Origin of the sequence: Changpingibacter yushuensis, assembly GCF_014041995.1 — a bacterium.
Taxonomy (GTDB): Bacteria; Actinomycetota; Actinomycetes; order Actinomycetales; family Actinomycetaceae; genus Changpingibacter; species Changpingibacter yushuensis.
Window position 1 is genome coordinate 979638 of record NZ_CP059492.1, and the last position, 20293, is coordinate 999930.

Genomic DNA, 20293 nt, shown 5'->3' on the forward strand with positions numbered 1-20293 from the left:
GGGTGTGTGAACGTAACAGACCCGATCCTTGCACCCGGCTCCCCAGCCCGTGCCGCCCTCGCCCACGTGTGGGCAGGTGATGAAGTGGTTATCCTGTCTTCCCCACCCGGGGCAGGCAAGACCGAAGTCATCACCTCCATAGCACCCCATCTGGCCCAGTATGCCGATCTGACGGTCACGATCGCGACCCCGACTGTCGCGGGAGCCTACGACCTGGCCTACCGTCTGAAGAACAAACTCTCCGCCTTCCCCGACATCTCGGTGGCTCTCGTCGGTTCTGCGTTTAATGCTCGTCGTTCCCGGGGTGTGCGCTTGGAGAAGACCCACTTGGGAATGTCCGCCGTCATCGAGGTGCGCACTGTCGCGTCGATGAAAATGTCTGCGGTGGCAACAGATGTCCTCATTGTGGATGAGGCCTACCAGTGCACGGCTCTCGACGTGCGTGAAGCGGCAGGGCGGGCCAGCCAGATTCTTCTCGTGGGGGACCCCGGACAGATTGGACCCGTCATCACGATTGACACGATCGCATGGGACGGATTGAAGGACTCACCTGCGCTGCGATCCCCGGACATGTTTTCCACGTGGCCCGGTGCGATCCTCCTACATCTGGATTCGTCATTCCGTCTAGGGACAGACACCGTCCGTGCCATCAAGCCTCTCTACGACTTCGACTTTGTCTCGTCCCGGCCACCTGCCAGTATCGAGGGAGAGAAGGAGATCTCCATTCTTGACCTAGGGAGGATTGCTCAACCGGCTGATGTGAGCGCGATGCGGCGCGTCGTTTCCCGGGCGGCATCATTGGTGGGACGCACCTACAGGTACGGCGACAAAGAGAAGGCACTCACTCCAGCAGACGTTGTTCTCATGGCCAGCCGCAACGAACAGGTTGCCCTTCTGGAGTCCCTTGTCGCCGCAGACAAGGGACTCAAAGGCATGATCGTGGGCACCGCTGATTCTCTCCAAGGGGGACAGTGGCCGGTCGGGGTAGCTGTCGACCCACTCGCGGGTGCGGCAACCGCCTCGGATCACGCGATGACACCGGGGCGACTGTGTGTCATGTGCTCGCGCCACATCGCCCATCTGACCTTCGCCACCAGCGCGGATGTGACGGAACTCCTCGCCGACTCAACAACCATCCAGCGCACCGTCCGTGAGAACCTGACAGAAGCCAGCGCATGAACGAACTGACCATCCCCGCTATCCCGACGTTGACCTCCACCGCCACCACCTACATTGCGGTTGTGGATGGGAAACTGGTCATGAACCACGATGGGCGGACCATTCGCTCGTCTTCCATGATCCACCTCATCGACAAGGAGATGTGGCGCTGGCAGAACAAGGACAAGATTCCCCACATCGTTGTCCCCAATGACAAAACCGTCCAGTACCTCATGCGGGCCGCCCGCAAACTCAACCCGTCGGTGGCAACCCGACTGTCCATCCTTGCCTCCCTGTCGGGTTCGTCCCTGTTCGTCCAACTGGACAAGGCTCTCTCCCGCAAGTTCGTCGGGGAAGAAGCGACGATCTCGGGATGGGTGAAGACGCTGGGTATTGACGTGCCCACGGGTGAAAAGTCCGCCGTCATGTTCACAATCATGGAAGACCTGTTCGACAGGGTCTGTTCGGGGACGTTTTCTTCCGGGCAGGCTGAACTTGTCGGACGGCTCGAAGAAGATGAACAGTCCATGGTCACGAGCCTTGACCCGTACCGCCAGTTCGCCTACGCCACCAACCTCTCCGACTCGTGGATGGCACTCCAAATGGCAGACCCGGTGGGACGGACAGTCTTCACGTTTGACGGGTCCGTCATCGACGCGACCGTCACCCATATCGTTCCCGGTATCTCTGTGACGGTGCAGGCTGAGCGTTCCCCCAAGTTCCGCTCCGGGAAAATGGTTACCTGTCTGCTACCAGATAGTGGTTTTCCTGCGTGGGACAACGAAGAGTTTCGTCTCCTGCGCACGACACTTAACCGTGCCGGGCAGGCCGAGATGCTGCTCAGCCCGAAGCGGTCGACACGACTGAATGTTGGGGATGCGGCTACATTCATGGAAGCTCCCTTCCTCATGAAGACTTTCACGAGGGAATCCAAGTGGCGTGCGGGCACACCTATCCCACCGATGCGGCGCACCCTGCCCGATGACCTCATGTCCGACTTGGGGGAGGTGAGCGTCTCGTGAACATTGTCGGACTCGACCTGTCCCTGACCAGCAGTGGTATTGCCGTCATCGACTCACAGATGGCTATCCACACCTGTGCCCACGGGGAGAAGGGGCACGGCAGAGACAGCGCGCTGACCCGTAACCCGAAAGTTGTCCGCCTGGCCGACATCATCGCGGGTCATGTCCTACCCGGCAGTTTCGTCGTCATCGAAGGACCGTCCTACAACTCGGTTTCCACCTCATCATGGGATCGGGGTGGACTCTGGCACATGGTCGTTGCTGCCGTGCGGGAAGCCGGGTGTTCGGTCAGCGTCACCCCGCCGGCGAACGCGAAGATGTGGATGGCGGGGCACCCGCACGCAGGCAAGACCCTCATGCGGGCCTGTGCCCAGGAGTTCACCGCCACACCGCTAGAATCCCACGACGAAGCCGACGCCCTCACCTTCGCTCTTATGGGAGCACACCACTTGGGACTTATCCATCCAAGCGGAACCTACCGGGATCGCGCCCTCGTCGGGGTGGAGTGGGGTGAGCCTCCCGCACACTAGGGGAGCATGAAACGTTTCCTGTTCCCCATACCGTTCTGGGGGTGGATCATTCCGGCCGTGGCATGGACATTCGGAACCTACTACCTGCCCGGAGCGTGGAGTGCACTTGCCTTCTCCTCGTGGCTGGCCATGCCCACACTGGGGACACTGGCTCTGAGTGAGTCAGCTCGGACTCAGTGGGGCTTGTGGCTCGGCCTGTGGCTTGTGACGCCTCTCCTTCAACCCGTCTTTACTGTCCCATGGATCGGACTGGGGTGGGCGTTCATCATGGGGAGGTCCTCGTGGGTCAAGCAATCCTGACTGGCACGTGGAAACGGCCTGAACTTCTCATTTCCACTGGGCCACGCTGTCCTTTTCGCGGTGCAGTCAGGCGAGATGATGGTTTGTGGGAGACCACGTGGCGTGACCCTGATGGGCGGTGCCGCGAAGCCGGTCTGCGTATCGTCCGCGACCCCGAGTTCACCCCGCGCCCGGGAACGAATGGGAAAGGACGCCTCTCTCAATACGTTCACCCTCTCGGTGTCCGAGTAGGTGAAGAGATTCGTGTCTATCCGCGACTCGGTGGTATTGCCAGCGTCGAAAAGATCACCGGGCCGCTGCCCGTGGATGCCGAGCGGCGCTCCATCCTTACCCGCGACCAAGCTCTCCGTGGGGCACAAGGTGTCGAATTGTCAGTTGGCGCCCGTGACTTTCTTGCAGACGTGCCCATACCCGCGTGGTTCGGGCTTTCCCTGTACGGCTACCAGAAGGACGGTGCGCACGCTCTGGTCTCGGGACGCCCCTACACCGCTGACGAACCGGGACTGGGCAAAACCCGCCAACTCTTGGCCGCCGCCGCAATCATCAACGCTCAGCGGGTCATCATTGTCTGCCCGCCGGTGGCCATCACCTCATGGGCGAGAGAAGCCTCGGCATCGGGTATCGGGCAATCAGACCACCCGTCCGACTCGATCGTCCTCACCGACGCCAGCTCCGCCCCTGTGGCAGAGCACGTCCGACCCATCTACTCCGGACGCAAAATGCCCAAGATTCCTCGCGATGGGGGTGTTGTCATTGTCTCCGACTCGATGCTCAGCTCGCGTCCCGCACTGGCCAAAGCCCTCGCCCAGTGGGAGTCCGATTGCCTCATCGTTGATGAAGCACACCGACTGAAGAACGCCAAAGCGGTGCGCACCAAGGCGGTCCTGTCATTGTCCACGTCCATCCGAGGCCCCATCTTCGCCGCCTCGGGCACACCCATTTACGCCAACCCGCTCGAACTGACGAGCCAACTCGAACTTGTCCGCCGAATGAGAATGCCGTTTGGTGGGCCGTCATCATTCCTCTCCACCTATTTCACGAAGCTCAGCTACGGAGCCTACGTTCCCCGCTCGGGTGCTCGCGAAGCAATGCGCGAGAAGTTGGAGAAGAAGGTGTGGATACGTCGCCGCAAGTCCGATGTCCTGGCCGACCTGCCCGACAAGATCCGCGTCCCCATGATTGTTGACGTGGATTTGAAGAACTTCCGGCAAGCCCATACAGACGTTATTACCCGCATCGACGAATGGTTCCACGCCTCCGGACGTGCGTTAGCCTCCATGGACTCAGACGAACGAGAACGAGCTTTCGCCGATTTCTCTCACGACTCGCTTTCCCTCATTTCCACGTTGCGAGTCGCTGCCGGACTGTGCAAAATCCCGACTGCCATCGACATCATCACCGAGCACTTGGCAGCTCATCCCGCCAACGACAATGGGCTGTATGAGGAGCCCGTCATCCTCTGGGCGCACCACAAAGAAGTCGCCGACGCTCTCCTGTGCGCCGCGCGGGAGGCGGTCGGATCAGACAAAGTGGCCGCCATTGTTGGCTCCACATCCCCGGCAACCCGTGGACGCATCACCGCCGACTTCCAAAACGGGAAGATCGCCGTCCTCGTCGCCTCCATCACCGCAGCCGGGGTGGCCATCACTCTCACCCGCAGCCACACCGCCTTCTTCGTGGAAACTGACTGGACACCAGCCAACGTCATTCAAGCTGAAGACCGAATCCACCGCATCGGTCAGACCATCCCGCCCACCCTGACAACCCTTATCGCACCGGGAACCTTAGACGAAACTATCCAACTCATCCTTCACACAAAGTCCATCACCCTCAACGCGGTCCTTGGAGGGGACTTGGACACGTCCGTCACGCAGGACTATGCCCAACCCGCAGCCCACATTCTCAACAACATTGTCACGAACAGGTGGAACACGACATGGCACAAAAGCTTCTCCCCAAAGAAGACATCCCCGAAGAAATAGAAGCCGCCTCCTACGCGCTCACGCTCTTGAAAGTTGCGGGAGTGAACACATGGGATGAACTGGAAACGACGCCACTGCAACCCAAGAGAAGAGCCGCGTTGAAAGACATTGTTCTCGATGAGGACCAGCGCCGCATCTTGGAGGAATACCGCCAGATCGTGCGCCTCGTCTGTGTTGGCCCGCCGATGGTGACGATCAGCGTATGCGAGACGTGCGGGAACGTCATGGCCGTGTGTCGGTCCTCCTCCACGAAGTGCCGACGCCCCAAAGGATGTGCGGGCAAGACAATGCGTGCCTCTGCCGCAGCCCGCGTGAGAATCGAGGAGTAAGACACAACACACAAGGCCACCTCTCGCAGGTGGCCTTGTGTGTTACAGGGGCGGGACGGGGCTTAGTTGGCGACGTCTGCCTCGGTTAGATCGTGCCGGGAGAACGGGACTGCTGCATGGTTGGGTGACGTTTGACTTGGCTAGTTTTTGCTGGCCTGGGAGGATGTTGTTATGACTGTTTCTTATTCGCAGGAGTTCCGTGATGATGTTGTGCGTGTCGCGCTTGATCGCGGCCCGGGGGTCACGCGTGAGCAGATCGCGAAAGATTTTGGTATTCATGTTGGCACGTTGGATAAGTGGTTGAAACAGGCTCGTATTGAATCTGGGGACAAACCTGGAATCACGAGAGTCGAATCCCAAGAGCTTCGAGAACTGCGTAAACGTAACCGTTTGCTTGAACAAGAAAATGAGGTTCTGCGCCGGGCCGCGGCCTACTTGAGTCAGGCGAATCTACCGGGAAAAGGATCTACCCGCTTGTGAGTGAGCTCGCCGATGATGGTATTCGCGTCGCGGTGTCCTTGCGGGTTCTCAAGCTTTCTAGGGCGCCGTATTATCGCTGGTTGAAGAACCCAGTGAGCTCGACTGAATTGGAAGAGGCCTACCGGTCTAACGCGCTCTTTGATGCTCACCGGGATGATCCCCAGTTCGGTCACCGTCTCCTGGCTGACCAAGCCAGGGATACCGGTGAAAGTATGTGTGATCGTACCGCGTGGAAGATCTGCTCGGTCAATGGGTGGTGGTCTTCTTTTGGGAAGAAGAAAGGGAAGAACGGGAAGAAGCCGGGCCCACCCGTCCATGATGACCTGTGTGCCTATGAGGACAAGCACGGCGTCACCCGGCATCGCTTCACAGCTAACAGCACTAATGAGCTGTGGTTGACCGACATTTCGGAGCACTGGACGAGGGAAGGCAAGCTCTACTTGTGTGCCGTCAAAGACGCTTACTCGGGGCGGATCGTGGGGTACTCCATCGACTCGCGGATGAAAGCCAGCCTCGCAGTGAACGCCGTAGAAAACGCCGTGCAGTGCCGGGGAAACGTGCGCGGCTGCACGGTGCATTCCGATCGTGGATCCCAATTCCGCTCCCGTGAATTCCTGGATGCTCTGACTTCTCACGCTCTGATCGGGAGCATGGGTAGGGTTGCTGCTGCCGGGGATAACGCGGCCATGGAAAGTTTCTTCGCTCTGCTCCAAAAGAACGTACTTGACCAGCAGATTTGGGATAGTCGTGAGGAACTACGCATGGCGATCGTGTGGTGGATAGAGAGGACCTACCACCGCCGACGCAGACAAGCCCGCCTCGGCAAGTTGACACCCATCCACTTTGAAACCATGATGAACAAACAGGCCGCACAAGCAGCCTGACCAACCTGTCACCTAAACGTGCAGCAGTCCCTCACGATCTTGTTAAGTCTTGGCTATTATTTTCATCTTGTTCTCGATCAACAGGCGACTTTGATTAGAGGTCTATGACGGGAATCGATGCGATACAGAGTAGACCATTGGCCTATCTGCGGCAGCTATGCGTCGACTGTGCAATGGGGGATATGAGACGCAGTTGGGGTTCCGACGGCTAGCCCGCAAGGCAAGGAATCACGCTCCCCGCGGCGGGCTATCTCGCGTGTCACTTTGTCTTGTCGTTTGCCTTCTTGAGTCGCTCGAGAAGATTTGCCTTCTCATTTAGCCGCTTTGCTTCTGCACGAAGCTCTCTCGGTGATTTGTTTTTGGAACCTTTTGGGCGTGGCATCTGGTCACTTCCTATCGTATATGTATCGTAAAAATATTATAGGCAGACAAAATGGTGGACGACAAGACCGTCTGTCCCGAGGAATGCTTTTCATCTACTGACGCTTGGAGCGCGCTGCAAGGCGGCTGCTTCGTTGTATTCTCATTCCCCATACTCATGACAACTCTGGTAGCGCGGACCATGCGGTCTTGCACCATCTGGTGTCCAAAAAACAGGGTAGGCCTAGTAGGGACCGTCTTGTTGAGCGGGACGCTTCTGTATGTGCCAAACGGCAGTCTTGTTGAGCGGGATCTTGCCGTGGCGGATCCTTGAAAAATGCAGCATCGCGACAGAAAGTGGCGGCCCAGCGATCTGGTTCAATCGCCAGAGCCGCCACAGTCAGGCCCTGCTGCGCATCAGTTCGATTACTCGTATGCGCAGAGGCTCAGCTAGTTATCTCTGCTTCCTTACCCTTTCGTGTGCGCCTCGATATCGGCAACGGCGTTGGTCAGTAAGCGCGCCATTGGCTGCTCTGCGGACCTCATCATGCTGCTGGCACCCTCATCGAACAAGTAGGACGGATTATCCGCCAACTTGTTTATGATTCGCAGCTGGCCATTAGCAATCTGGAATACACCCCAATATAGTTCGTCGCCTCCCGCTGGCACGTTGTAGGTGCCCACTCGTTCGTTCCCCCGATAAAGGTCAACGCGTGCAGCTGAGTTTGCTAGCGTGCCCCCAGTGCTGCCCGAGAAGTTGTGCACAAAGAAGTTATATGTGCCGTCACTTGCAACGTCGAACGTGGTCGTTTCGGGCCCATAACTGCTTGTATCGTCCACATCGAGATTCGCGACTAGCTTTCCAGTCTCTGGATCGATCGCATTCTTGTCTCCAAAGTAGACGTGGTAGGAACCACTACTTGAGAAACCGGCTAGGTGGGAATCGAGGTCGGTCGGAGATTCCGCCCAGGTCAGGACGGCACGGTACTGCGTTGCCTCCAGTCGCGGGGACATTTGGATGTCCGCAGTGATCGCAGTCTTAGTTCCGGTGTCGATCTGGTCCTCGTAATCTATATATCCGTTCGCGGTGACGGATATGCCAATGTCCCCGCCGGTAACTGTCGCAGAGTATTCCCCTGCAGCATTTGCCGTGACGGCATGGTGTACGGATTTTCCATCGGTAATGCTAACGTTAGCGTTGGCAATTCTGTCGCCCGTCGTGGCATCGAAGACTGTACCCGACAAACGCACCTGAATATTGCTGCTTCCGCCATTGTCTGAGCACTTGGGAACTGAAAATGGGTCTTTTACGGCTAGTTCGACTTTTGCCTCGATTCCGATCAGCGTCCATTCAGCCCCAATCGTGAATCCAAGAACACGGATCTTGGCGTTGACTTTGAGATCGGCACCAAAGACGATCGCGTTGGTAGTCGACAAAACGCCGTTGCCACCGCTGTCGACTTCGATCTTTCCCTCAGTTTCTCCCTTTATGGTCACGGCTACTTCAGGTCCCACGACACCGTATATTTTTACGTCGCCTGCGATTTCTGGACCGATGGAATCCTCGAAGGATGCTGCGGCCGCCATGGTTCCCCACCCGAAACACGAGTCTTTCGGTGATGCAGGCTCGATGCCGTATTCTTTGATCGGAGACCACTTCTTGTCCTGGTACTTGGCTCCGTATTCAAATCCAGCGATGATTTCATCCGAGTAGGAGATGTTCGCCTGAACGCGAGCAGCTCCTACGAGGCTCAACGTCGCACTGGGCAACAAGACGACCGGAACTGTGCCGACGCTAAACGTCACGGGTTTGGAATTTAACTTCGCCAGTTCTCTATCGATAGTCTTTTCGATTTCGGCTGATGCTGAGACGCTGTAACCCAGCTTTGCTTGTCCCTTGAAAGAAACCGAAAAATCGTCCAGGGTTGGCTTGGGAATGCCCCAGTCCCAGACAGTAGAAATACCCAGATCCATATAGGTACCCAAAGTTAACGTGACTGTCGCTTCCACCGACAAACCGCCTTCGGCCTTCAACTTTGCATCTTCAGCCTGTTTCGTTGCTTGTGTAGCCTTCGAAAGGTCTTTCGAATAGTCGGTCGTAAATGCAAGTTTTGCGCTGCCTTTAAGGACTCTCTCGCTGCTCAACGACGCATCTGAGCCCCGGAAACTGCGCATGTCCAGCGATTCGGGCGGCTGACTACTCGTGCTTTCCACTGATGTTCCACTGTCATCGATCCACTGAATGCCGTCTGGATTGAGCTCTTGATCCACGAGATCTAGATTATTGACACCTTCGTCAACGACTTCGAAGTCATTGTCGGTTTGGGGTGCCTCGACCTGCACTCCGTCACCCAAAACTGATTGTCCGTCCTGCACCTGGGCCTGCATAATCGCGTCCGTCAGAGCTGCCTGTTCAGTTCCGATCTCCCATCCAGACTCGGTGAATTGGACAGACAAGACTCTCAACAACGCACCCTCGGGATGTGCATCTGACGCATCTGCTACCAACACATCACCTGGCTTTAGGTGTGGGTCATTCGTGAATATGACTCGGCCATCACTGATAGTCGAAATGTCGTCCGCGTTGACCACCACGGTGTCCGGACTGATTACGACCTCGTCTGGACTTGGCAGTCGAACTTCGAGCGTCGCCTCTCCGTCCGCACTTGCTCCGTCACGCGTGTACACTTTGGCGCGGAACTCTACGATTCCGCTCTCAGGCGCACCTGTCTGCAGCTGCCACTCCGCACCGCTGGGACCATATGTGATCGCAGCCGTCCCAATCAGCGCATCGTTTCCGAATACGTCAACCCGATCAATTGACGCGTCCGATGAGACCTCGCCATGAAGCTGAATTGTTCCTGTTTCTGCCAGATCGCCGGATTCGGGCAACTCGACGCTGATCTCAGCACTCCCTTGCTTGTCGATTCGCTCACCGACGACATCACCCAAGGATAAGACATTCACATTCGTTGAACCGCCACGAACCGAAACTTTCTGCGACTGTTCTCCCGTTCCTACAACTTGGATTTGTGGCAACGCACCTTGTGCAGAGTCGACCAGCATCCCTTGGCTGCGCCCATAAAGGTCGCGCCCCACCGACACGAAGGCCGAACTGGTTCCCGACGTCGTGGCAGAAGCTAAAACTAAGGACGCGACGCGGTCGGAGTACTCGCCAATTGCGAGAGTCGCGCTCTGATCTTCAGTAGCTTCACCGGAATTCCATTTCGCAGCTGTCGCTGGTACGAAGCCTCCTTCGACATTGGCTGCATCGGCTCCCTGGCCCGATCCAACGACCGAACCTCGAACATCCAAACGTAATGTCCCAGTCGTAGTGGAGCTGATCGGCACCATTCCGTCCTGATCGACCGCCGTGACAGTCGTGACTTGGCTTCGACCTCCGGGCAACGTAAACGTCTGATCCCCAACGATAACTTGGCCGGCGGAGGTCAGGTTTACGTCAATCGTGGAGAATACGGCACGAACACCCTCACTGGGCACCCCACCAAGACCAATGACAGAAACCTCTTGAGCGTCTTCACTCAAGGCGGCGATTCCGAGGCCCGCATTTGTGTCCACGCGCGTCGCAACTTGGTCCAAGGCAACTATGGAACCTGGCGTTGCTGGGTCCGACTCAAACGATGCGAGCACTTCGACGCGTGCGTTTGCCTCCGCGTCAGCATAGATAGGGGCATTGTTGCCTTCGACGGGGACTAAGACGGTGGTGGAAGCATCAGTGCCCTGGTCGACTGACAAGGCCAGACCGCCCGCAACCATCACGTTCGTGTCTTTCTTGGCGTCGAATATGCTGATACGCAGCAGAGCCGCACCATCGTCGACATTAGGTACCGCGACGCTGCCGCCGCCAACCGGCATTTGAGAAATAACGTTGCTCTCGACAGTGGGAAGCCGATCATACCGGTGGAAGCCGAGAGATTCGGCGGCGGCCCCAGTGGTGTGCGACTCATCGGATGCCGGAGTTGACACGGCTGCGAACGCTGGCACGCTTGTCATACCCAAAGTAAGCGCGCCAACTGAGAAGGCGGCGAGGCTTTTGACTATCCTATTCATCATTTTGACTCAGCCCCTGCACGTTGCGTACGAATGAAGGCCATTCCGACTCCAATCAATGCCAGGGCCAGGAGAACCACAGCTCCGACGGTCACGCCAGTGTTGGCCAGGACTCCTGACTTGGACGTCGCGTCGGTCGAGGTACCAGGCTCTGCTGGTGAAGGATTGACTGTTGCAGGAGCATCAGGCGACGGCTCCACAGGGGTCACTTCGTCGGGCAAGAGGGTTACCAGGCTGTTGGTCTCCGCCAGTACGTTGCCCTTGCCATCCGCAAATGTCAGGGCGACGCGCGCATTGGCCTTCGTTGTGGTCTCGAGTTCCAGCGCTACTTTTGCAGAGCTGCTGGTAGTGGTTGCCGTCAGCCCGGCAGGCGACGCAACAAATGAGAGGTCGATGGAGCCCTCCTGACCATGCAGACTTCCAGCGACCTCGTTTGGATTCAAGGTGCTGCCTTCTAAGTCCACCCAGATTGATTGAGTACCGGTCGGAACGTCAATCCAGGTGAGTTCCGAGGCAAATGCGCGTTGCGCTCCAAAGACTGATAGGAAGGCGAGGGCAAAACCCCAGGCGGCGAAAGCCACCAGGAGTCTGCGCCGCACACTACATCTCAAATTCACAGTTTTCCCTTAGCATTTTGAGTTGGACATCCGCGACCCTGCGTCATCACATTTGGTGAGAACCCAAAACAATCTGAGTACGCGTTCATGGGCGACGCTCGCCACGCGCCGCCTCACTCACGCACAATTCTATCAACGGGAATAGCGGGCTCGTGAGACTTTCGGAGTACATGAACTAATACATACTTGTTCTTCACCCAAGCTTCGTAATCGTCGAAGTGCTAGGTCCATCCTCACGCTGCCACGGGTTACTCTGTCCTTTCGGAGGTACTGTTATCGAGGTTGGTGGCGGGGTCACGAAGGTCCGTGTGGGGGATCGGGTCAGTATTGAACCGGGCCGACCATGTGGCAGGTGCGAACGGTGCCGTGCGGGTGAATACAATGTGTGCCCTGACATGGCTTTTATGGCCACTCCTCCTTACGATGGGGCGTTCACGCATTCGATCGTGTGGCATGAGGATTTCCTCCATGTCCTGCCCGATGGTTTGACGATGGAGCAGGGGGCGTTGTGTGAGCCGATGTCGGTTGGGTTGTGGGCTAACGAACGCGCGAGTGTAGGGATCGACGACGATGTGCTTGTCAGTGGCGGTGGCCCTGTGGGATTGCTGGCTGCTGAGGTGGCGCGTGCTCGGGGAGCTCGCCGAGTTGTGGTACGTGATATTGATCCGGCCAGGCTTGCCCTCGCACAGTCTCATGGTCACCAGATAGAGGTAGCCCACCCGGGCGATGAGCCCGAATCGATGAAGGGTGAGGATGGAGCCGAGTTCTCCGTCTTGCTGGAATGCTCGGGCGCCCGCGGTGCGATGGCTGGATGTTTGGCACGGTTGCGCTCGCGTGGGTGTGCGGTGATGATCGGTCTGCCTGTTGATGATCCGCAGCTGCCGTTGGCGAGGTTGCATCACCGGGAGCTGACGGTGATGAATATCTTCCGTTATGTGAACACTTGGCCTACTGCGATTCGTTTGATGAGTGAGGGGAAGGTGGATGTTTCTGGGATCTTCACTCATCATTTCGGGTTGCAGCAAACCGAGCAGGCACTACTAGCGGCCTCGCAGATTGGTGGGTGTTTCAAGGCGATCGTCTACCCACAGATCGACCAGATTGAGGATCCGGGTGCTGCCTTCAGTATCGGTGAGGTGCATTGACGATGGACCTACTCCCGATGGGCGGCATGATGCATGCCGTGACGATGGCCCCCGATGGCACTATCGCATACGGCGAGCGTCCGATCCCACACGCTGGTGCGGGGAAGGTGCTCATCCGTGTAGCTGCCGTTGGTATCTGCGGTACGGACTTGCATCTTCGGGCAGGGGATCATGTGTCCCGGGATCATCCGATTGTTCCTGGTCATGAGTTTGCCGGCACTATTGTGGCAACCGGTGAGGGTGTGGATCTGAGGGTCGGAACCCCGGTGGCGGTGGACCCCAATATTCCCTGCCGGAAGTGTGCCCAATGTCAGCGTGGTAGGTCTAACCTGTGTGAGAATTATGCGGCGGTGGGTGTGACGATGGATGGCGCTGCAGCGCAATTCGTGGCGGTCCCCGAGTTCTGTTGTGTGCGCCTGCCAGAAACCATGCGTGATCCGGCGAAACTTGCTAACGCTGCGCTGATCGAGCCAATATCGTGTGCGGTCCACGGGATTGACACGCTCCAACCGTCGGTGGGGGATAGGGCCTTGATCTATGGTGCGGGAACGATGGGCCTGATCATGACGATGCTGCTAGCGGCGAGCGGAGTATGCGAGCTCACGGTGGTTGATCCGAACACGAGCCGGCTCGACGGCGCCCGCCAGGCCGGTGCAACCGTTGCTGTCTCATCTCTCGCTGATCTTAGAAAGCACAGTAGCGGAGCGCCTGCATTGTGGGATCTTGTGGTGGATTGCAGTGGTGTGCCCGCAGCGATCTCGGAGGGTATCGATCAGGTTATCCCTGGGGGGACGTTCCTCCAGTTCGGGGTGAGCCCCACGTCTGCGGTAATCGAGGTATCGCCCTACCGGATCTATCGAGATGAGATCCGGATAGTTGGCTCCATGGCGGTTCATCATTCCTTCGCGCGGGCAGCACAGGTCCTTGCCACCGGGCTGGTAGACCCGGACCTGATCGTTTCGGACCGGATCCCGCTGAGCGAATACGAGTATGCGATCAATCTCTTCGCACAAGGAAAAACGAAGAAAGTCCTAGTGATCCCATAAGAAGACGTAAGCGTTGAGGGTATGTGTAGATACTCCACACGCTGGTCGAGAGGGACTGCTGCATGGTTGGGTGACGTTTGACTTGGCTAGTTTTTGCTGGCCTGGGAGGATGTTGTTATGCCTACTGCGTATCCAAAAGAGTTCCGTGAGGATGTCCTGCGGGTGGTTGCTGCCCGCGAGCCTGGGGTGACGATCAAAATGATCGCGAAGGATTTCGGGATTCACGTGGGGACACTAGATAAGTGGCTCCGTGAGGAGAGAGTCGAATCTGGAGAGAAACCAGGTGTGACTAAAGCCGAGTCCCAAGAGCTTCGAGAACTGCGTAAACGTAACCGTTTGCTTGAACAAGAAAATGAGGTTCTGCGCCGGGCCGCGGCCTACTTGAGTCAGGCTAATCTACCGGGAAAAGGATCTACCCGCTAGTGAGTGAGCTCGCCGATGATGGTATTCGCGTCGCGGTGTCCTTGCGGGTCTTGAAGCTTTCTAGGGCGCCGTATTATCGCTGGTTGAAGAACCCAGTGAGCTCGACTGAATTGGAAGAGGCCTACCGGGCTAACCTGCTCTTTGATGCTCACCGGGATGATCCCCAGTTCGGTCACCGTCTCCTGGCTGACGAAGCCAGAGACGCTGGCCAGAGCATGTGTGATCGCACTGCGTGGAAGATCTGCTCCGGCAATGGGTGGTGGTCTTCTTTTGGGAAGAAGAAAGGGAAGAACGGGAAGAAGCCGGGCCCACCCGTCCATGATGACCTGTGTGCCTATGAGGACAAGCACGGCGTCACCCGGCATCGCTTCACAGCTAACAGCACTAATGAGCTGTGGTTGACCGACATTTCGGAGCACTGGACGAGGGAAGGCAAGCTCTACTTGTGTGCCGTCAAAGACGCTTACTCGGGGCGGATCGTGGGGTACTCCATCGACTCGCGGATGAAAGCCAGCCTCGCAGTGAACGCCGTAGAAAACGCCGTGCAGTGCCGGGGAAACGTGCGCGGCTGCACGGTGCATTCCGATCGTGGATCCCAATTCCGCTCCCGTGAATTCCTGGATGCTCTGACTTCTCACGCTCTGATCGGGAGCATGGGTAGGGTTGCTGCTGCCGGGGATAACGCGGCCATGGAAAGTTTCTTCGCTCTGCTCCAAAAGAACGTACTTGACCAGCAGATTTGGGATAGTCGTGAGGAACTACGCATGGCGATCGTGTGGTGGATAGAGAGGACCTACCACCGCCGACGCAGACAAGCCCGCCTCGGCAAGTTGACACCCATCCACTTTGAAACCATGATGAACAAACAGGCCGCACAAGCAGCCTGACCAACCTGTCACCTAAACGTGCAGCAGTCCCAACAGTTCAATCATCGTGTCACGCAGGAGTGTCTCCAAACAGAGGTTGTAGAGCTCAGCTTGGGTGGCAAGTTCTCGAGCAACATCCATGAACATGCCCTGAATCCGCGTCAAGGTCTCGACAGGCTCCGACTCGGTGAGGGCTTCCTGGAATGCGGCATCAATTTCTGTGAAGAGTTTGCCGCCGTGGGGCAGTCCGCTGTAGGCGGTGAAGTTCTCGCGTGTGAAGGAGGTGTAGTCGCGTCCATCTTGGAGATCCTCGCCCATGAGCGACTTGGCTTGCTCTAGCCAGACGGACAAGTCAGAGAGGGTGCTCATGTGCGCCGTGTCGATGATGGTGTCCATAAACAAGGTTCCATCCACTTCGCCACCGATAGCGGATTGGTCGATGAGACGATAGAAGCGGTTCATCGCCCAGTTTGGGTCCCGATCCCCAGCCAGCAGGTATGTGTCTAGGTTGAGAGAGTCGAGAGCCTCGTCGGGCATACCGACAAGCCATGCCCGCATACGTTCGACTCCGTCGCGGCTTTGAGTATCCACCCCAACAAGGTAGGGGACATCCAACCATGTGCCTTCGGCTTGGTTGTAGATGGGCAGGAGGGTACCGGTGTCGCGTCCATCGGCGGGCCGCAGGATGTATGTGGCGGACGGGTCGTAGATGGCGTCCGGGACGATGTCTGCCCCAGTCTCATCCTTGTCATAAGGATGGATGGGGACGCCCGCGTAATCCTCCAAACGGACCCACCACTTGTGGGCGAACAGGAAGGGGGCGGAGTTGGCGAGCTCGTAGCACACGCGGACCCCGTACTCTTCGGCGCTCTCACGTTGGGATGTCTCTGTGGTGGGGTTCTCCACGGACACAGGTGCGGCAAGACGGTCGGGGAGCCACATGAGCGGATGCCACATGGCCTCCGGCTTGACCGGCCATGCTCTCCGGTTCTCGGTCGGCGAGTAGATCGGGATGGGAACAAAGAATGCGGGACTAACGACTATCTGGCTGTGGGGGATACCCGTCTCTTGGGTGAACCGGCTCGAACGCAGGAGCGTGTCTTCGAGGCTAGTAACGGCGATCGGGTTGGTGGCGGGTTCAATTCCGAGGAAGCTCCGGTAACGGATAGGCATATCTCTCCTTTGTGTCTTCACATGCCTGGCTACTTACCTCGTGTGCGGAAAAGGTCGCAGGTCTGGGTGGTGGCGGGGCGCGCGTCCCGCACACTAGGGAGGCATGACTGGTTTCGTTCACCTCCACGTCCATGGAGAAGGCTCCCTCTTGGACGGCTTATCGCGTCCCGGGGATATTTCTCGTGCGGCCCACGACATGGGTATGGATGCGGTTGCTCAAACGGATCATGGTTCGTTGACTCAAGCTTTGGCGTTTGCTCGCTCGGCGCGAGACATCGGAGTCAAGCCGATCATCGGTGTCGAGTTCTATCTCTCGTTGGGGTCACGTTTTGAGCGCAACGAAGTTACGACTCGTTCGGGCGATGTGTCCTCGGGCGAGGGCAACAAGACCAAACGCTACGAGCACCTGACCCTTCTGGCACGCACCACGCAGGGGTGGGAGAACCTTGTTCGCCTCTTCAACGAGTCACAGGACTCCTACTGGTATGTCCCGCGCATCGACTACGACCTCATGAGCGAACACAACGCCGGACTCATCTGTCTGACGGGATGTTTGGGTGGACCCATTCTTGGGCCTCTTTCGCGTCATGTCCTTCATGAGGACGCGCTCATCTCCTACAAGAAGTCGATCAGCCTTTCTCGCGACCAGATGTCACAAGATGCCTTCGACAACTGCTTGGCCCTGGCCAAGCAACACCTGGGCGATGACGACGCGGACGATGCGGCCCTACCCGATGAAGTGACCCGAACCCTCGTCGCCTTCCGCCGCGAACAACTCGAGACAACCGACTATATTGACGTGGCCCGCCAAAACCTTGCTCGCCTCATCTCCATCTACGGGGTCGAGAACGTCTACGTCGAACTCATGGAACACGGCATCCCCGCCGAACAGAAGGCTCTTCCCCTAGCTCAGCGCCTCGCCGTGGAGGCTGGCGTGGCATGTGTTGCCACCAACGACTCCCACTTCACCCACGAAGAGGATGCGGTGGGACATGACGGCTGGCTTGCCATGCGCACCTCGGGAGGAAAACTCAACACTCCGGGGCGTTTCCGTTTCCACGGGGACGGCTACTGGATTCGCTCGGAGCAACAGATGCGCGCCCTCCACACGGAATCGTGGTGGCAGCAGGCGTGCGACGAGACAGTGAAGGTAGCCGAGCGGGTCGATGAGTGGATACTGCCTGAATACGAAGGTGTGCGTCTACCGACCTTCCCCCTGCCGCCGAATGAGAAAGACTCGTTGACATTCCTCGTCCGACTTGTCAAGGAAGGTGCGCTCGAACGCTACGGCTCACCCCTACCTGCCGCCGTGAAGAAGCGTTTGGCATGGGAAACTCGGATCATTCGCAACCTCGGACTCATCGACTACTTCCTCATCGACTGGGACCTCATCGCCTGGGCACGATCCACCGACACACCCACCGACTGGATTGCCCGAGCACAAGGCGACCACCTGCCTGACGAACGCGAGACCAAGACACCGATCTTTGTGGGCCCAGGCCGTGGAAGCTCAGCAGGATCCTGCGTCTCCTACTGTCTCGGGATCGTCAACCTAGATCCACTGCGCCACAACCTCTACTTTGACCGCTTCCTCGACCCAACACGTGTAGGTATGCCCGACGTGGACACCGACTTCGAGAAGGAACGACGCGACGAGTGCTACGCCTTCCTTGTCGAACGCTATGGGCGCGACCGAATCGCCCGGCTGGGAACCGTGGGGCGCAAACAGGTCAAAGCTGCCATCAAGTCCGGATGCTCCATCGTTGGCATCAACGAACAGACCGCCAACACACTGACCAAACTCATCCCCAGCGGTGAGGACGGGGACATGCCCCTTCCCGATCTTCTCGACGCCACCAACGACGCCAGTGTGGCGTTCCGACGAGAAATGGAGGCCTATCCCAACACCGAACAAATGGATGAGGCACTTACCTACGCCCACTCATTTGTTGGCTTGAGCTTCAATGAAGGCATCCACGCCTGCGGTGTCCTCATCGGAGACCGCGACATGACCGGAGAAATCCCCATGCGGGTCAACCGCGAGAGCTCGGACAAGAACGCGCCCCGCGTAACAAGCTGGGATGGGCGCGAAATCGACTCCCTCGGAATGCTCAAACTCGATCTTCTCGGGCTGCGCACACTAGACATCATCCACACCGCACTCACTCTCGCATCGGCCCAAGTAGGCCACGACCTCACCTACGAGGACATTCCCGACCCCGACGATACCGAGCGAGACGACGTAGCGGCCGCGTGGGCAATGCTGCGCCAAGGAGAGACAGCCGGCGTCTTCCAATTCTCCTCGTCAGGCATGACAACCCTCATCGAACAGATCGAACCCCGAGAATGGTCCCACATCACCGCTGCGGCAGCCCTCTACCGACCCGGACCCCTCAAAGCCGGAATGCACACCCAATACGCCGACCGACTCAACGGACGCGAAGGCGTGGACTACGGCATCTTCTCTGCCCGACGAGACCCCGACGAAATTGAAGTCATCGAGCAAGTCCTTGGCGAAACATTCGGCATCCCCGTCTATCAAGAACAAGCGATGGCACTGGGACGAAGCGTTGCCGGGTTCGCCGACGCCATGGTCAACAAACTCCGCAAGGCAATCTCGAAAAAGCAGGTCGACCAGTTCCCCGCCCTAGGAGAAAAGTTCGTAGCCGGAGCCATCCTCAACCACACCGAGGACGGGGCACCAAAGGTTCCTTTCGCCCCCGACACAGCAGAAGCTCTCTGGAAAGCACTAGAAGGCTCAGCCCACTACTCGTTCAACAAGTCCCACTCAGCCGCCTACGCACTTCTCGGCTTCCAAACCGCATGGCTAAAATCCACCTACCCTGCCGCATTCGGAGCCGCAGTCCTCGCCCACACCGACCGCTCACAAAGCGTGGAGCGTTCCGGGATCATCGAATCCATGAGACGCATGGGCGTATCCATGATGCCACCCTCCATCAACGACTCCGTGGAAGACACAAGCAACCCTGACCCCCACACGATCCTCGTCGGCTTCTCCGACATCAAAGACGTCGGCAAGTCCGGAGTCGACATCGTCGCCGAAAGACACGAACACGGACCCTACACATCCCTATCCAACCTCATCTCACGCGTCCCCACCTTGACCAGCCTCAACATCACTGCCCTCATAGAAGCCGGATGCCTCGACACTTTCGGCCCCCGACGCGGGCAAACCGTCATCTCTGGTGCACTCGCGGACCACCCGGACATGGAGGTTCCCGAATGGGAGTGGGGTGACGTGGAGCGCTGGACCGGGCAGAAGAAACGCATTGGTATCGCATTCGGGACCCACCCTCTCGACGTTGCCGGTGAACCACCGAAGAGATGGATCGACTCGCGCGGACATCGCGTGGAAAAGGCGCCGTCCAACCTGTCCGTCGTCTTCACGAAGAACGACGGAGACCCGGTCCACGTTATCGCCGTCATCGGGGCACTTGTCACGAAGACCCTGTCGTCGGGTGTGGCTGCCTTCCTCACTCTCGAAAACCAGACTCAAGGAATCGACGCGGCCATCTGGCCCCGCTCCCTTTCCCGGATTGCAGCGGACAGTCTGTCGATCGGGACGGTCGTCATCGCTTCGGGAAACGTCAAGATGCGTGAGGTTGTCTCCGACGAAGGGGAGGTGACTGTCAAAGCCGAACTGTGGATTAACAGTCTCGTCCCTCTCGACGTTCTCGATCATGGGCGGCGCCGCAAGGTCCGGGCCATCAACCTCGATGTGCTCACGCAGGATGAACCGGAACCTGCACCCACACGAGAACCACCGCCGCTGCCCGCCAAACCCACACCCGAACCTGAAGCCCTGCCCGAGTTACAGCGCACGTCGCTCACCCTTTCCCCTAACCACCGACCAGGGCGGGTAGGGACCGGATGGTGACCTCCGCAC

Annotated in this window: 14 protein-coding genes; 11 read left to right on the forward strand and 3 right to left on the reverse strand. The window is 58.1% G+C overall.

The genetic code is table 11. The features are described 5' to 3' along the window. Positions 1–6 precede the first annotated feature (6 nt). From H2O17_RS04175 to H2O17_RS04205, 7 genes are all read left to right on the forward strand, one after another. Positions 7–1179 (forward strand): AAA family ATPase, encoded by a 1173-nt coding sequence (locus tag H2O17_RS04175; protein ID WP_182050487.1) that lies wholly within the window; start codon positions 7–9, stop codon positions 1177–1179. Beyond that, a complete protein-coding gene (locus H2O17_RS04180) occupies positions 1176–2180 on the forward strand; it encodes a hypothetical protein (RefSeq protein ID WP_182050488.1) in 1005 nt (334 codons plus the stop codon). The genes H2O17_RS04175 and H2O17_RS04180 overlap by 4 nt, the downstream gene beginning before the upstream one ends. Continuing rightward, positions 2177–2710, forward strand: coding sequence for a hypothetical protein (locus tag H2O17_RS04185; protein ID WP_182050489.1), 534 nt, complete (start codon positions 2177–2179; stop codon positions 2708–2710). The genes H2O17_RS04180 and H2O17_RS04185 overlap by 4 nt, the downstream gene beginning before the upstream one ends. 6 nt (positions 2711–2716) lie before the next feature. Next, the gene (locus H2O17_RS04190) at positions 2717–3010 is read left to right on the forward strand and encodes a hypothetical protein (protein WP_182050490.1); all 294 of its coding nucleotides are present in this window, start codon (positions 2717–2719) and stop codon (positions 3008–3010) included. After that, positions 2992–4992, forward strand: a complete 2001-nt coding sequence (locus tag H2O17_RS04195; protein WP_182050491.1) for a DEAD/DEAH box helicase — start codon at positions 2992–2994, stop codon at positions 4990–4992. The genes H2O17_RS04190 and H2O17_RS04195 overlap by 19 nt, the downstream gene beginning before the upstream one ends. Next, entirely contained in the window at positions 4947–5321 is a 375-nt protein-coding gene (locus H2O17_RS04200; RefSeq protein WP_182050492.1) for a hypothetical protein, read from the forward strand. The genes H2O17_RS04195 and H2O17_RS04200 overlap by 46 nt, the downstream gene beginning before the upstream one ends. Before the next feature lie 171 nt (positions 5322–5492). Then, positions 5493–6685, forward strand: a protein-coding gene (locus H2O17_RS04205; RefSeq protein ID WP_182050493.1) for an IS3 family transposase whose coding sequence is annotated in 2 segments (ribosomal slippage) — positions 5493–5777 and positions 5780–6685 — 1191 coding nt in all. Because the reading frame shifts where the segments join, the coding sequence is not laid out codon by codon here. An 828-nt stretch (positions 6686–7513) separates the two neighbouring features. Here the strand turns inward: H2O17_RS04205 and H2O17_RS04210 are convergent. Next, a complete protein-coding gene (locus H2O17_RS04210) occupies positions 7514–11059 on the reverse strand; it encodes a hypothetical protein (RefSeq protein ID WP_182050494.1) in 3546 nt (1181 codons plus the stop codon). Between the two features lie 56 nt (positions 11060–11115). Then, a complete protein-coding gene (locus tag H2O17_RS04215) occupies positions 11116–11697 on the reverse strand; it encodes a hypothetical protein (RefSeq protein WP_182050495.1) in 582 nt (193 codons plus the stop codon). A 254-nt stretch (positions 11698–11951) separates the two neighbouring features. On the opposite strand from H2O17_RS04215, the gene H2O17_RS04220 reads away from it, so the two are divergent. From H2O17_RS04220 to H2O17_RS04230, 3 genes are all read left to right on the forward strand, one after another. Next, positions 11952–12878: a zinc-binding dehydrogenase gene (locus H2O17_RS04220; protein WP_182050496.1), complete on the forward strand. Its 927-nt coding sequence runs from the start codon at positions 11952–11954 to the stop codon at positions 12876–12878. Between the two features lie 2 nt (positions 12879–12880). Next, positions 12881–13924 (forward strand): zinc-dependent alcohol dehydrogenase family protein, encoded by a 1044-nt coding sequence (locus tag H2O17_RS04225; RefSeq protein WP_182050497.1) that lies wholly within the window; start codon positions 12881–12883, stop codon positions 13922–13924. 117 nt (positions 13925–14041) lie between these two features. Beyond that, positions 14042–15234 (forward strand): IS3 family transposase gene (locus H2O17_RS04230; protein WP_182050498.1). Its coding sequence is split into 2 segments (ribosomal slippage): positions 14042–14326 and positions 14329–15234, totalling 1191 coding nucleotides; the frame shifts between segments, so codons are not numbered across the junction. 12 nt (positions 15235–15246) lie between these two features. Here the strand turns inward: H2O17_RS04230 and H2O17_RS04235 are convergent. Next, positions 15247–16386, reverse strand: coding sequence for a hypothetical protein (locus H2O17_RS04235; RefSeq protein ID WP_182050499.1), 1140 nt, complete (start codon positions 16384–16386; stop codon positions 15247–15249). Positions 16387–16489: 103 nt separating this feature from the next. On the opposite strand from H2O17_RS04235, the gene dnaE reads away from it, so the two are divergent. Next, positions 16490–20284, forward strand: coding sequence for a DNA polymerase III subunit alpha (dnaE, locus tag H2O17_RS04240; protein WP_182050500.1), 3795 nt, complete (start codon positions 16490–16492; stop codon positions 20282–20284). Positions 20285–20293: the final 9 nt, after the last annotated feature.

Excerpts from the sequence above, each read along its gene's own strand:
- H2O17_RS04235 (WP_182050499.1), bottom strand. The coding sequence starts at position 16,386 with ATGCCTATCCGTTACCGGAGCTTCCTCGGAATTGAACCCGCCACCAAC.
- H2O17_RS04180 (WP_182050488.1), top strand. The coding sequence starts at position 1,176 with ATGAACGAACTGACCATCCCCGCTATCCCGACGTTGACCTCCACCGCC.
- dnaE (WP_182050500.1), top strand. The coding sequence starts at position 16,490 with ATGACTGGTTTCGTTCACCTCCACGTCCATGGAGAAGGCTCCCTCTTG.
- H2O17_RS04190 (WP_182050490.1), top strand. The coding sequence starts at position 2,717 with ATGAAACGTTTCCTGTTCCCCATACCGTTCTGGGGGTGGATCATTCCG.
- H2O17_RS04210 (WP_182050494.1), bottom strand. The coding sequence starts at position 11,059 with ATGACAAGCGTGCCAGCGTTCGCAGCCGTGTCAACTCCGGCATCCGAT.
- H2O17_RS04200 (WP_182050492.1), top strand. The coding sequence starts at position 4,947 with ATGGCACAAAAGCTTCTCCCCAAAGAAGACATCCCCGAAGAAATAGAA.
- H2O17_RS04225 (WP_182050497.1), top strand. The coding sequence starts at position 12,881 with ATGGACCTACTCCCGATGGGCGGCATGATGCATGCCGTGACGATGGCC.